Raw genomic sequence first — 15,907 nt, forward strand, 5'->3', positions numbered from 1 at the left:
TATTATCTCAGAAAGACGGGCCGTTTTGCGAGAGAGCCGATTTCTTCAGCCGGGCAGGCAGAGTCCACATCCACGGTGATGGGCTCTGCACCAAGGTCGCTTAGAGAAGGCAAATCTTCTTTGACCACATTCAGTGCCGGCAACAGTTGCCCCATGGCCGTCAGTGTTCTGGCGATGGCGGTGCCCCTGTCATAGGCTGCATTGGTATAGGCCCGACTGGCCTGGAAATATTCATTTTGAGCATCCAGTACATCCAGGAGGGTCCGTTCGCTGATGTTAAACTGACCCTGATACGCCGCCCGGACACGATCGGAAGACAACCTGTGCTGATTGAGGATCGGGAGCTGTTGATCGAGTTTCTGAACATCATTGTATGCAATTTGCAGAGTCTGTCGCATGTCTACGCAGGCTTTATTACGCTGATCTCTGGCTCTGTCCGCTTCTTCATAGGCTTTGTTGACACTGGCTTGATCGCGTCCACCGCGGTAAAGGTTGTAACGGATATCAAGGCCTATGCGACCTTCATTACGGCGTTCATCTACCTGACTATCTACATAATCCTGGGTGCCGTATCTTGCATTCAGGTTAAGCTCAGGGTGGAAAGCTGCTTTTTGACTTTCAACTGCGGCTTCCTGGGCATTGATATTGCGCAGGGCTGCATGAAAATCAGGGTTACCCTGATAGGCCAGTCGCATGGCATCTTGCAGGGTAAGCGGAAGTTCACTGTTATTGAGCTCCAGAGCTGTCAGATCTGCTGGCGGCAATTCACCGACGATGCGCAGATAACGGGCGGTGACATCATGAAGGTTGCTCATTTCTGTTAATACATTGGATTCGGCAAGAGAAACACGTCCGCTTACCTGTTCCAGATCCGCTCTGCGTGCTACTCCTGCACGGGCACTGATTTCTATCTGTTTATATACGTCAACATGATTGGCCAGGTTTTCTTCAGCCAAGCGAACCAGTTCGCGATAGCGCATGACATCCTGATAAGCTCTCAGGGTCGACAGGGCGGTATCGTCCAGAACACTTCTCAGTTCAAAATAGCGAACCAGCTGGGCATTCTCAAAACGTGTTACATCGTTTGACGTTTTAAATCCGTCATAAACCATCTGAACCAGAGAAATTTCGGCTGCACTGCCCGTAAAATCTTTGGGATTTGTGTAATTACGCCACTCTTTACCATAGCCGGCGGTTACATCGACAGTCGGGAGATACCCGCCTTTGGCAAAATCAATATCATACGCGGCCGCATTAAAAGTGCGCCAGCTTGCCTGAACTTCAGGATTGGTTGAAATGGCTTTTTCTACAACACCAGCCGCGTTATTGGCTGTCCCCTGGGCGTTAACGGCAGAAGTCAGGACACACAGGCTGGCGAGCAAGATTGAACGTGGCTTTGATAATTGCATGGTCGGTGGCTTAGTCCATTGAAGCGGTACTGTAAGGAAATAACATGAACATATTCATTTTCATTACAGAATGTTAACCGGATTGGTTGAATGTTTTTCTTCATTTGAGGCTGATTTAATCATTACATACTAATACTTTGTATGAAAAGACATACTGTACCTCCGGACAATATTTTTATGACATCACTGTATTATTATGTAGCGATTATCACAATATTCAGAAGGTTGGCAAGGTATGAGCGTAGCCATTGCAGTGATCACCGAGGTTTCTGGTCAGGTAGCCGTTAAAGCGCCTGACGGTGCCGTTCGTCAGCTGTCCGTCGGCGATACTTTATTTGTCGGTGAGGAACTGATAACCGGAGAGAATGGCCGGGTTTCGCTTGATTTCGGAGACAGTGTACCGATGTCTTTTGGTGAAAACCAGACACTGCAACTGACTCCGAATATGCAGGTATCTGCTGAACCAGCTACGCAAGAAAGTGCCTTGCTTGACCCCAGTGTAGAAGCGGTATTAGCAGCACTGGAAAACGGTGACGATCTTCTGGAAGAGCTTGAAGCCCCTGCAGCCGGTTTGGCTGGAGCGCCCACTGGCGGCGGCGGCTCTTTTGTATTGTTAACCAGGGTGGCCGAAGAAGTTGATCCTCAGTCGTTTGAGTTTGGTATCGAGCCGGTAGAACCGTTTGAACTGGAAGCCGGAGCAGGTACAGACGAGACGGAAGTCGATGCTGACTCTGATGCTGACGCCGACTCTGATGCGGACGCTGACGCCGATGCGGATGCGGATGCTGATGCCGATGCCGATGCCGATGCGGATGCAGACGCTGATGCCGATGCTGACGCTGATGCGGATGCGGACGCTGATGCGGATGCGGACGCTGATGCGGATGCCGATGCTGACGCCGATGCGGATGCGGACGCCGATGCTGATGCAGATGCGGATGCAGACGCCGATGCCGATGCGGATGCTGATGCAGACGCTGATGCTGACGCCGATGCAGACGCTGATGCCGATGCCGACGCGGACGCCGATGCAGATGCCGATGCCGATGCGGACGCCGATGCTGATGCTGACGCCGACGCCGACGCTGATGCCGATGCTGACGCCGATGCGGATGCGGACGCCGATGCTGATGCGGATGCTGACGCGGATGCTGACGCCGATGCGGATGCCGATGCGGACGCGGATGCTGATGCGGATGCCGACGCGGACTCTGACGCGGACGCCGATGCCGACGCCGATGCCGATGCCGACGCCGATGCCGATGCCGATGCCGACGCCGATGCTGACGCCGATGCGGATGCCGATGCTGACGCCGATGCGGATGCCGACGCGGATGCAGATGCAGATGCAGACGCTGACGCCGATGCAGATGCGGATGCCGATGCCGATGCTGATGCTGATGCCGATGCAGACGCCGATGCAGACGCCGATGCAGACGCTGACGCCGATGCGGATGCCGACGCCGATGCGGATGCGGATGCGGATGCTGACGCGGATGCCGATGCAGACGCCGATGCGGATGCAGATGCCGACGCTGATGCGGATGCCGATGCTGACGCCGATGCCGACGCTGATGCGGATGCCGATGCTGACGCCGATGCGGATGCGGACGCTGATGCAGATGCCGACGCCGATGCTGACGCTGACGCCGATGCGGATGCTGACGCCGATGCGGATGCCGATGCTGACGCCGATGCCGATGCGGATGCTGACGCCGATGCGGATGCTGACGCCGATGCTGACGCCGATGCGGATGCTGACGCCGATGCCGATGCCGACGCGGATGCGGATGCTGACGCCGACGCCGATGCGGACGCCGATGCAGATGCCGATGCTGACGCCGACGCCGATGCGGATGCGGATGCTGACGCGGATGCCGATGCTGATTCGGATGCCGATGCCGATGCTGACTCCGATGCGGATGCAGATGCCGACGCTGATGCGGATGCGGACGCCGATGCGGATGCCGATGCTGACGCCGACGCCGATGCTGACGCTGACGCCGATGCTGACGCCGATGCGGATGCAGACGCCGATGCGGATGCTGACGCCGATGCGGATGCCGATGCTGACGCCGACGCCGACGCCGATGCTGACGCCGATGCCGATGCCGATGCTGACGCCGATGCTGACGCCGATGCTGACGCCGATGCGGATGCAGATGCTGACGCCGATGCGGATGCGGATGCCGATGCTGACGCCGATGCTGACGCCGATGCGGACGCTGATGCGGATGCAGATGCCGACGCGGATGCGGATGCGGATGCGGACGCCGATGCGGATGCCGACGCCGATGCGGATGCGGACGCCGATGCGGATGCCGACGCGGATGCGGATGCAGATGCTGACGCCGATGCGGATGCGGATGCGGATGCTGACGCCGATGCCGATGCCGATGCAGACGCCGATGCGGATGCAGATGCCGACGCGGATGCGGATGCTGACGCCGATGCAGATGCCGACGCTGATGCAGATGCCGACGCGGATGCGGATGCAGACGCTGATGCCGATGCGGATGCAGATGCTGACGCCGATGCGGATGCTGACGCCGATGCTGACGCCGATGCTGACGCCGATGCGGATGCAGATGCCGACGCTGATGCGGATGCGGATGCGGACGCCGATGCGGATGCCGACGCCGACGCCGATGCGGATGCGGACGCCGATGCGGATGCTGACGCCGATGCGGATGCTGACGCCGATGCGGATGCCGATGCTGACGCCGATGCCGATGCCGATGCTGACGCCGATGCGGATGCGGACGCCGATGCTGATGCAGATGCCGACGCGGATGCAGACGCCGATGCGGATGCCGATGCAGACGCTGATGCCGATGCCGACGCGGATGCAGATGCGGACGCCGATGCGGATGCGGATGCAGATGCGGACGCCGATGCGGATGCCGATGCCGACGCGGATGCCGATGCGGACGCCGATGCGGATGCAGATGCTGATTCGGATGCCGATGCTGACGCGGATGCGGATGCAGATGCCGACGCTGATGCGGATGCGGACGCTGATGCGGATGCCGATGCTGACGCCGATGCGGATGCGGACGCCGACGCCGATGCCGATGCTGATGCCGATGCGGACGCGGATGCTGACGCCGATGCCGATGCGGATGCGGACGCCGATGCGGACGCTGATGCAGACGCGGATGCAGATGCTGACGCCGATGCGGATGCCGATGCTGACGCCGATGCAGATGCAGATGCAGATGCAGATGCAGATGCGGATGCAGATGCTGACGCCGATGCGGATGCTGACGCCGATGCGGACGCCGACGCCGATGCGGATGCAGACGCTGATGCGGACGCGGATGCCGATGCCGACGCGGATGCCGATGCGGATGCTGATGCCGATGCCGACGCTGATGCAGATGCCGATGCGGATGCGGATGCAGATGCAGATGCTGATGCGGATGCTGACGCCGATGCGGATGCTGACGCCGATGCAGATGCCGACGCGGATGCTGATGCAGATGCTGACGCCGATGCGGATGCAGACGCTGATGCCGATGCGGATGCTGATGCCGATGCGGACGCCGATGCGGATGCGGACGCTGATGCGGATGCCGATGCTGACGCCGATGCGGATGCGGATGCAGACGCCGACGCGGATGCCGATGCTGACGCCGATGCGGACGCTGATGCGGATGCGGATGCGGACGCCGATGCGGATGCCGACGCTGACGCCGACGCCGATGCGGATGCCGATGCTGACGCCGATGCGGATGCAGATGCTGATGCAGATGCCGATGCGGACGCCGATGCAGATGCCGATGCGGATGCAGATGCGGACGCTGATGCGGATGCCGATGCCGATGCTGATGCTGACGCCGATGCCGATGCGGATGCCGACGCGGATGCGGATGCCGACGCGGATGCGGATGCAGATGCTGACGCCGATGCGGATGCGGATGCTGACGCCGATGCTGACGCCGATGCCGACGCGGATGCGGATGCCGATGCTGACGCCGATGCGGATGCGGACGCTGATGCAGATGCCGACGCGGATGCGGATGCCGATGCTGACGCCGATGCGGATGCGGATGCGGACGCTGATGCAGATGCCGACGCGGATGCGGATGCGGATGCGGATGCAGACGCTGATGCGGATGCAGATGCCGACGCTGATGCGGATGCTGACGCCGATGCGGATGCCGACGCCGATGCGGATGCCGATGCTGATTCGGATGCCGATGCCGATGCTGACTCCGATGCGGATGCAGATGCCGACGCTGATGCGGATGCGGACGCCGATGCGGATGCCGACGCCGATGCTGACGCCGATGCTGACGCTGACGCCGATGCTGACGCCGATGCTGACGCTGACGCCGATGCGGATGCTGACGCCGATGCGGATGCCGATGCTGACGCCGATGCCGATGCGGATGCTGACGCCGATGCGGATGCTGACGCCGATGCTGACGCCGATGCAGACGCCGATGCCGATGCGGATGCAGACGCGGACGCCGATGCCGATGCCGACGCTGATGCGGATGCAGATGCCGATGCTGACGCCGATGCGGATGCCGATGCCGACGCTGATGCCGATGCTGACGCTGACGCCGACGCGGATGCAGACGCCGACGCGGATGCGGATGCTGACGCCGATGCGGATGCGGACGCCGATGCGGATGCAGATGCTGACGCCGACGCGGATGCCGACGCGGATGCAGATGCAGATGCAGATGCCGATGCGGATGCTGACGCCGATGCGGATGCCGACTCTGACGGTGAATCCGAGGGCGAGTCTGACGGTGAGTCCGACAAGGGCTCTGACGGCGAATCCGAGGGCGAGTCTGACAAGGGCTCCGACGGTGAATCTGATGGCGAGTCCGATGGCGAGTCCGATAAGGGCTCTGACGGAGAATCCGACAAGGGCTCTGACGGTGAGTCTGATGACGAGTCCGACAAGGGCTCCGACGGCGAGTCTGACAAGGGCTCCGACGGTGAGTCTGATGACGAGTCCGATAAGGGCTCTGACGGAGAATCCGATGGCGAGTCTGACAAGGGCTCCGACGGCGAGTCCGGTAAGGGTTCAGACGGTGAATCTGATGGTGAGTCCGATAAGGGCTCCGACGGCGAATCCGATGGCGAGTCTGACAAGGGCTCCGACGGTGAATCCGATGGCGAGTCTGACAAGGGCTCCGACGGCGAGTCCGGTAAGGGTTCAGACGGTGAATCTGATGGCGAGTCCGGTAAGGGCTCCGGCGGTGAATCTGATGGTGAGTCCGATAAGGGCTCCGACGGCGAATCCGATGGCGAGTCTGACAAGGGCTCCGACGGCGAATCCGGTAAGGGTTCAGGCGGTGAATCTGATGGTGAGTCCGATAAGGGCTCTGACGGAGAATCCGACAAGGGCTCCGACGGTGAATCCGATGGCGAGTCCGACAAGGGCTCTGACGGCGAGTCCGGTAAGGGTTCAGGCGGTGAATCTGATGGTGAGTCCGATAAGGGCTCTGACGGAGAATCCGACAAGGGCTCCGACGGTGAATCCGGTAAGGGCTCTGACGGCGAATCCGACAAGGGCTCCGACGGCGAGTCTGGTAAGGGTTCAGACGGTGAATCTGATGGCGAGTCCGATAAGGGCTCTGACGGCGAATCCGATGCAGATGGCGACGCCGGCACCGACATTCCCGATCCGTCTATCGACATTCCCGATCCGTCGATCGATATTCAGCTCGTTTCGAAGAACGTCGTCGTTCCTCTGCCGGAACCGGATGGCTCCGAGCTTGTGATCGCCGATGGCACGCTTGAGCCGGAGGGATACACGCTCAAAGACCTGAACGACCATACCGGGGCGTACCAGAGCTTTGCCAGCAAGGAATTGCTGGATTTGAGACAGCCGACCTATCAAGAGAAAGGGTCCATCACGGGCCATCACCCGGACGGAAGCTATATCCTGTTGAGCGGATCGCCGGAGGACTATGATTTCTCGGGGCTGCAGAGCCAAGCGCTGGATCCTGCCTGGGGCGGATTGAAGTATGTCCGTGGAACGATCATCGATGAAACAAATCCCAGTTCTTCCACCGAGAACGGGCTGGTCGTCGATCTCATCAAGGGTTTCATATTCGAAGACGGTTCGGTCTGGCACGATGGCGCAATCATCGAGCCTCGCGCAGAGTACGACCTCCGGGTCGACGCCGCGCTCAATACCGACGTGGAAGATGCCATGGGCGACATCACGCTGAAACTGGATGGCGTTTCCGATAGCGATATCGTCTCCCTCGTCGACAAGAATGGCCAGCCGATCGCGTTCGACGTCGATGACCAGGGCAATCTCGTGCTGAAGGGGCTGACTGACGCTGAGATGGAGGGCATCCAGGTCAAGGTGGCTCCTCCCGCCGGTCAGGATGACTGGAGCATCACGGCGGAAGTCGTTCGCGGCGAGGATGGCCGGAGTGCGGAAAGCGTGCTGGTAAGCCAGGATGGGCAACCGGTCGGTTCGGAACAGGCGTCCGACGACGCGGAGGCGCCGGGAAGCGGTGCGGGTCAAGGGGACGAGGGGGATGACGACACGGATCAGGCCCCTGCTCCCGAGCCGGCCGACGGCAGTGGAGACGATGAAGGTTCCGGAAGCGATGGCGGTGCTGGGGATACCCATGAAGCGCCGGCCAAGCTGCCTGAACTTACTGGCAACGGCAAGGGGGCGAAGGGTAACAATGGCCACGGCAATGGTGACCAGGATGCACCCGGCAACTCCGGTGACAACAACAATGCCGAGAACAGCGATAACTCCGGCCAGGGCAACAGCGGCAGGGGTAATGGCAACGGCAAGGGGCCGAAGGGTAACAATGGCCACGGCAATGGTGACCAAGATGCACCCGGCAACTCCGGTGACAACAACAATGCCGAGAACAGCGATAACTCCGGCCAGGGCAACAGCGGCAGGGGTAATGGCAACGGCAAGGGGCCGAAGGGTAACAATGGCCATGGCAATGGTGATCAGGATGCACCAGGCAACTCCGGTGATAACAACAATGCTGAGAACAGCGATAACTCAGACTGGGATAACAGTGGCAAGGGAGGCGGTAAAGCCAAGGCACTGAGCCTTTTCTCTGATGGAGAGGATGAACTGGTTCCTATGCCTGTAGCCGGTGAGGAAGATAAGCAATCAGGTCCTGAACAAGCCGGAGATCAGCAAGGTAAAGCGCTTGATATGGATAGCGTCTTGTTCGGAGATGAAGAGGATCTCGGCCTGGGTGGTCCTGCTGATGAAGGGAATAAGTCATCGGGTGATTCAGGTTATGCAGGCTCTTCTTCGGAAGATGGGTTTAATGATGTTGCTGGCGGGCAGCAGATGGAAGATCCTTTCGATCTCTCCAATAATCCTGGCGGGCTTGATCAGTAATAAAGTTTCATCTTATCGCTAGTATGCAAGCGTAACAGAAGGCCCTCTTTACAGAGGGCCTGATTTTGTTTGTAGTGTTAAGGTAGATTTCTTGGTTTAGCTCCAATGTAGTGAAACTCAGACACTGAGAGGTTTGAAAGTGCCGGATGCATTACTTAAACAGGCCTATGACGAGCTTGTTCATTTATTTAATGGAAGTGCAGTTATAAAAATTGAAAACTTCGGGGCTAAAGATGATAGGGAAAGTCCTGCTCTTCCGGAAGTGATACTTTTTTTCTCTTTAAGTAATGTCAGAGATAAAGCGTGCGTGATCTCTGTGGCAGGTTCTTCCTTTGAAGAAGCCTGGAGCAAAGGTGTTGATAAGTGCCATCAAGCAGCGAACAATGATGAACTCTCGATAAAGTGGCTACGGGTCGACTGGGTAACCAATGTTCGCCCGATGCGGCAAGCTCAGTTGGATGAGTTATTGAGCCGGACGAAGAGAAATTATTTTCGTTATGGTATTTCTTTTTCACATAACTTTGAGCAGGCACTTCTTGAGCAGGAGCTGAATGCCAACGCGATTCTCTACGGTGGTAGTAAAATCGCTCATGCTTGTCTGAATAATAAAAATCTTGTAGCGTATGCCAGAAAACGTTTTAGTGAGCCTCTTTCTTTTAATATAAATAGCGATGCTATTTTATATGTTTTTTCTACCAATGGACGCTTCTACTCTCGGGATTCAAGTATTAATGACCTGCCGGGATCAAGTAATAAGGGGATCCCTCTGGCAGGCCCCGGACGTAATGGCGGCCGGCGTCAGCCTGGGCCACTGAATGCAGAGAAGGTGTTCAGCCTGGTTAATCGCGGTGCGTCTTTTCTTTCCCGCCAGGTTATGCCATCGGGAAGGTTTATTTATGGTTATTTTCCCTGTTTTGGCCGTCAGATTTCCAATTACAATACGCTACGCCATGCCAGTACGACTTACTCCATGCTTGAAGCATGGGAGCTTACTCAATGTAATGAGCTGAAAAGTGCTATTGATCGTGCCCTGGAGTATCTTGCCAATGAGCTGATCCATACTTATTCGTTGAGCGGTACCCAGCAAGCGGCTTATCTGGTAGATACCGGCAATGAAATTAAGTTAGGAGGGAATGCTGTTTGTTTGCTGGCCATGGTTAAGTATACCGAGTTGACCGGCGATGAACGCTACCTCTCCCTAATGGAGTCGCTGGCGACAGGAATTGAACTGATGCAAGATCCTGGTACCGGGAAACTTGTACATGTGCTGAATGCTGAAGATCTTTCTATTAAAGGTCACTTTCGTATTATTTATTATGACGGTGAAGCAGCATTCGGGCTGATGAGACTATATGGTATAACAAAAAATGAACGCTGGCTGACGTTGGTGGAACGTGCTTTTGATTACTTTATTGATAATAAGCATTGGCAAGCACATGATCACTGGTTGTCTTATTGTGTTAATGAACTGACTCGTTACCGGCCAAAAGAAAAATATTTTCGCTTTGCCGTTAATAATATTTCCGGTTATCTCGATTTTATCAAGAGCAGAAGAACTACCTATCCGACGCTGCTTGAACTGAGTATGGCTTTTCACCATACCCTGACGCGGATAAAAACGATGCCAGAAATGCAGCATTTGTTGCAGGGATTTGATGAGGGAGAGTTTTATAGCGCATTACATGCCAGGGCTAACTACCTGATGAACGGCTTCTTCTGGCCAGAGTTTGCGATGTACTTTGCTAAACCTGACACCATACTGGGCAGCTTTTTTATACGCCATCACTCATTCAGGGTAAGGATCGATGATGTTGAGCATTACCTGTCTGGGTATGTAGCTTACTGGGAGTTACTCAGAAGCCAAAAAGAATGTAAGTTACTTTTCCCTCTTTCAGCTAAACAGGAAGATGACTCTGTGTTACTTGCTTGGGGAGGTGATGTCAATCTGGGCCGGAGGCAGCATTACCGTACCGCAGAGCTTGGAGCATCGAAAATACTGGATATTCCGGCACTTAAAGAGTCCCACCTGAGCATTGTTAATCTGGAGTCAGTAGTGACAATTCGGGGGGAGCAGGGTGCGGATAAGAGTGAGGGAGGTCCTTACTACTATCGTGCTCGTCCTGAGATGCTGGAAATACTGGGCCTGGCAGGAGTCGATGTTGTCAGTACAGCTAACAATCACAGTGGTGATTACGGTTCGGACGGTTTGCTTGATCAGCAGCGCTGGCTGGCTGCTGCCGGCATAGAGCAGATTGGGTCGGGCATCAACCGGGAAGCGGCATTTTGCCCTTTAATCCGGAGAGTGGGAGCACTACGGATCGCGATGATAGCGGTAGATTCTACTCAGCCTCATTTTGCTGCTACCGAAACAACTGCTGGTACAGCTTATCTGCCGTTGAATGATATAAAATCATGGCAGCAGATGAAGCCGAAAATTGATAAGTGTAGGGAGCTTGCAGATATCGTTCTGGTGTGTGTGCATTGGGGTGATAACCATGCGACAAGTCCTTCTCAGGCTCAGGTAAAAGCTGGGCACGCGCTGATTGAGGCTGGAGCGGATGCAGTTTTGGGCGCTTCCGCACACCGTTTGCAAGGGGTTGAGCTGTATCGACAGAAGCCAATTATTTACGATGCTGGAGATCTGTTGTTTGATGCTGTGCGATCATCGCCCAAATACGGAGGCCTTTTCCAGCTTGAATTGAGCAGAAAAGGGGTTGTTCGCATTGTTTTTGTGCCGGTTGAAGTAGGGTTTGGCCAGTCATGGCAGGCTAAGGAAGGGAAGGCTGAAACCATACTGAGCCTTTTCAACAAAAGGTGTCAGCCCTTCAATACCAAATTTGAACTGAGTAACAACGGTACTGCGGTTTTAGAAGTAAAAGGCGGGTCAGAAAATACGTGTGTTGCACTTCTGCCAACTAAGGTATTCAGGCCGTCTCCTAATCTTTGGGGGGCAGTACTGGATCCAGCCTGGACAGTAGAGCAGGTGCCTGATGATGCGAAAATTGAACCTGTTACTTTGGGGCCTTTTACCTTATTGGGGCTCAAAAGTGGCCCTCGTTGGATCGATGAACGCCAGATGATTTGGGTTGAAAGCTTCTGGCGCATAGATACTCCGGTGGAAGAAGACTGGCGTCTGGAAGTCACTGCGGTACCGAGTTGGGAAAAAGAGAGTCCATCTTGGGGAAGAGGGATGGATCATGATTTCTGTGACTGGTTGCTGCCCACCAGCCGCTGGTGTTCCGGTGTTATATACCGGGATTTCTATGGCATTCGCCCACCATTAAAAAAGGACTGGATTAATACTGAGCTGAATCTCCAGATGAGGCTTATTACTGGCTCAGGAGCCGAGCAGGTATGCATCAGGCTTCCGGTATATTTCGGTCTGGGATTGCCAGAAAAGCCGGAGATGCGCTGGCCCTTTATTCAACAAAGCTACCGAAGTGATTTTTCTTGGTTGTCTTTGAAAAAAGAACAAAAATATAGCTGGGATGCCCTCCAGTTGCAGGCTGTTACCGGAGGGCGTTGGATTACTCCCCCTTCCGATGACTGGCATGTTAACTCGGTAATACGGGCGCGTAGCCATGCGGCCATGCTTCCGTCTCCAACTCTGTATGTGGCATCAACTTCGCTTGACTTAGCTCATCATGAACAATTTTCTACGATTGCCAACTGTTACCGTCGACGCTGGGACAGTCACGATGTACTGAGTACCTTGCCTGCTGGTGTCGTCGGAGCGGTTGTGAGTCGTCCGGTAGCTAATTTACCAAAAACGTTGCCCGTACTGATTGTAGAAGATCCCATTAAGGCACTGATTGAGATGGGTATTGCTGCTCGACAAAGACTATCTTGCCCGTTGGTAGCTGTGACTGGTAGTGCAGGTAAGACAACATTAGTGTCGATGATCCAGCAGTTATTATCAGAGCAGATGGAAGTGCATACTACCTACGATAACTACAATTCTCGTGTTGGTATTTTTACAGTAATGGCGAGTATACCTCCGTCGGCACAGCTGGTGGCATTAGAAGTAGCCGTGTCGGCTATTAACGCCAGGCAATACCAGAACATCAAGCTGCTTGCACCGGATGTCGCTGTGATCACTAATATTGGCCCGGCGCATTTACGTGACGGAGAAGATACAGCGTCTGTGGCAGTAAGAAAGTCAAACTTGTTTCGGGGAGTGCGGCGAGGCGGGCTGGCTATAGTGTGCAGGGATACGGATCATTATGATGAGATTGCAGCCAGAGCGAAGGCAGAAGGGCTTTCCTTGCTTACTTATGGTGAGCATGAACAGGCTGATTACCGGTTGCAGGCCTTTGATGCCAAACAAGGTGTGGTAGAAGCTGACTGTCAGGGAGATAAACTGAAATATACCCTGGGGATGAGTGGTCGACACTTTGCAGTGAATAGCCTGGTATGTCTTATTCTGGCACGGCACCTTGGGCTTCCTTTACAGGTGATTACTGAACGTTGTTCGTCCTTAAAACCGATTGAAGGGCGAGGGGAAGCATTACAGTTATGCGTTGATGGCAAACAATTGACGGTGCTGAATGACAGCTATAATGCTAATCCGCTTTCCATGTCGGTAGCATTACAGCAGGTGTCGGACCTTAATCACAGCGGGCGATCTCTGCTGCTTCTGGGTGATATGTTGGAGCTGGGGCAGCAAGCACAGCAGTATCATCTAGAATTGTCACCGGATATTGTCAAGTGTTCCCCTGAAAAGGTATATCTGGTTGGAAAGCACATGCAGGCTGTCGCCGAAAAATTGCGCGAGCAGGGCATTCCATGCCGCTGGTTTGAGCTAGCTGGAGCCGTGATGAGTAGCCTTCGTCAGGATTTACAAGAAGGGGATTTGCTATTGGTGAAATCCTCTAATGGTACTCGTCTTAGCGAAGTGGTTACTGCGCTTAAGAACCTTTCACAACCTGTTTCACTTAAAGGGTGATGAGTTCTATGTATATAGAGAAAAACGAAAGGTATTCAATATCAAGGACATACCAGAATGTTAATTCTGAAGAAAATAAAAAATTCTGGGATTATTCTAGTAAAAAAGTAACCTGGGGGAATGTGGATGATTACTCTGTTGGCAGGGTGCTGGGTAAGGGGAATTTTTCTACCGTTTACAAAGGTATTCATAAGAGTACCAAAGAGCATGTCACCATAAAAATACTGGAAAAAGACAGGGCCGATAAGATCCGGAGGGAGATTTCTGTTCTCAGACGGCTGAAAGGTGGCAGGAATGTTGCTCACATTTTCGATGTTGTCAAAGATTATAATGTCAATAAAAAGTGTATTGTAATGCACTTTTATAAAAATGATAACTTGATAACAAGAAACACAACACTTGATGAAAGAGAAGTTAAGCTTTATATGTATCAACTACTTAATGGACTGAATGAAGCCCATGGAAAAGGGGTGATACACAGAGACATCAAACCATCAAACATTGTAATCAATAGAAAAAGGATGCGATTAAAAATAATTGACTGGGGAATGGCAGATTTTTATCACCCATATAAAGAGTATCACCTGCGAGTTGGCTCTCACTACTACAAAGCACCTGAGCTGTTGCTGGGGATGAAGCAGTATGATTATTCTCTGGATATGTGGTCTTTTGCGTGTTTGTTTTCTGGTCTTATTTGTAACTCTTTCCCTTTTTTCAAAGGGAAAGAAGAACCTGATTTACTCAGAAGTATCTCAGGTTTTTTTGGTAAGTATGAATTGTTAAGTTATATAGAAAAGTACTCTTTGAGTGAGCCATGCAAAGAAAACCTTGAAGCCATTTATAATGGTAGTGAGGAAAGCAAGATGGTATTAGAAAGCTCAGGCTCCAGTTTTAAATCTGAGCTGGCGTTGGATCTTATATCAAAAGTGATGAGGGTGGATCATCAGGAAAGGTTGACGGCTAAAGAGGCCATGGAGCACCCCTATTTTGATGAAGTTAGAAATATATAACTAAGTGGTTGGTTATTTTTATAACATTATGGCTTAATAGCCTTATTCCTTTTTAGCCCGAGTCCGCCATGACTGTGTTATCTCCCCATTCTGCTTATCTTGCTGCTCTGGAGTCAGGGTTTACCGATGACGATGCTCAGCGGCATGCCATTGAGTGGCTTGAGTGCTGTTATCGGAGTTTGCTGGCCAATGAGGCAGTTGTTCAGGGTGTGTACTTATGGGGGCCGGTGGGCCGGGGTAAAACCTGGCTGATGGATCGATTTTTTTATAGCCTGCAATCCGCCGGAGTGTCTGCCCGGCGGCTGCATTTTCATCATTTTATGCAGCAGCTGCACAGGCGCCTGTTTCAGCTTACCGGCACCGAAGATCCATTGAAGCAACTGGCACAGGAGCTAAGTTCCGAAATACGGGTATTGTGCCTGGATGAGCTGTTTGTGAGTGATATTGGTGATGCCATGCTGCTGGGGCGGCTGCTGCAGCATCTGTTTGAGCAGGGACTGGTGCTGGTGGCTACGTCCAATCAGCACCCCGAAGGTTTGTATGAGAGCGGTTTCAACCGGGAGCAGTTTTTGCCGGCAGTGGCATCCATGATCCGGCACATGCGGGTAGTGGCGGTACACGGCAGAGAGGATCACCGTCTGCACCCGGGGCTGCAACACCAGCGTTACTGGATCAACGATCCCGGGGCCCTTGCCGGTGTTTTTGGGCAACTGGCCGGCGCGGGAAAAGAAACCACGCAATTTATGCTGGGTAACCGGCTCATTCCGCTGCTGGGATGCAGTGAGCAGGTGCTCTGGTGCCGTTATGCAGACTTGTGTGAGCAGCCGCTGGCAGCGCAGGACTTTATTGTGCTGTGCGACAGGTTTGATTATATATTGCTGAGCGAGGTGCCCCGTATTAGCTGCAGTAGCAGGCAGGTTCCCATTGCCAGAGGTACTGAGGATGGTTCGACTCAGGTGGCTGCCGGTGACCGCATGTTACCAGTACTGTCCCGCCAGGATGATGGCGGCCGTCGCTTTATCGCGCTGGTGGATGAGTGCTATGACCGTGGCATCCCCCTATATATTGAAGCGGCGGTACCCATGGATGAGCTCTATACAGATGGTGCATTAGCATTCGCGTTTCGCCGGACTCTTAGCCGCCTGAAGGAAATGCAGCTGGCACGGTTTAAGGGGCGGGGGTAATC

The 15,907-nt window shown here is 54.1% G+C and carries 5 protein-coding genes; 4 read left to right on the forward strand and 1 reads right to left on the reverse strand.

The features are described 5' to 3' along the window. Positions 1 to 2: 2 nt before the first annotated feature. Entirely contained in the window at positions 3 to 1,409 is a 1,407-nt protein-coding gene (locus tag B6S09_RS02395; RefSeq protein WP_094276903.1) for a TolC family outer membrane protein, read from the reverse strand. Positions 1,410 to 1,644: 235 nt separating this feature from the next. On the opposite strand from B6S09_RS02395, the gene B6S09_RS18415 reads away from it, so the two are divergent. From B6S09_RS18415 to zapE, 4 genes are all read left to right on the forward strand, one after another. Then, entirely contained in the window at positions 1,645 to 8,766 is a 7,122-nt protein-coding gene (locus B6S09_RS18415) for a hypothetical protein (protein WP_169713353.1), read from the forward strand. Positions 8,767 to 8,905: 139 nt separating this feature from the next. Then, complete coding sequence (locus tag B6S09_RS02405) at positions 8,906 to 13,711, forward strand: CapA family protein (protein ID WP_243832798.1); 4,806 nt, start codon at positions 8,906 to 8,908, stop codon at positions 13,709 to 13,711. Between the two features lie 8 nt (positions 13,712 to 13,719). After that, positions 13,720 to 14,721, forward strand: a complete 1,002-nt coding sequence (locus B6S09_RS02410) for a protein kinase domain-containing protein (protein WP_166670277.1) — start codon at positions 13,720 to 13,722, stop codon at positions 14,719 to 14,721. 68 nt (positions 14,722 to 14,789) lie between these two features. Beyond that, positions 14,790 to 15,905 carry a cell division protein ZapE gene (zapE, locus tag B6S09_RS02415; protein WP_094276906.1) on the forward strand — a complete coding sequence of 372 codons (1,116 nt, stop codon included), beginning with the start codon at positions 14,790 to 14,792 and terminating at the stop codon, positions 15,903 to 15,905. The last annotated feature ends 2 nt before the right edge of the window (positions 15,906 to 15,907 follow it).

Source organism: Oceanimonas baumannii (genome assembly GCF_002245495.1).
GTDB classification, from domain to species: domain Bacteria; phylum Pseudomonadota; class Gammaproteobacteria; order Enterobacterales; family Aeromonadaceae; genus Oceanimonas; species Oceanimonas baumannii.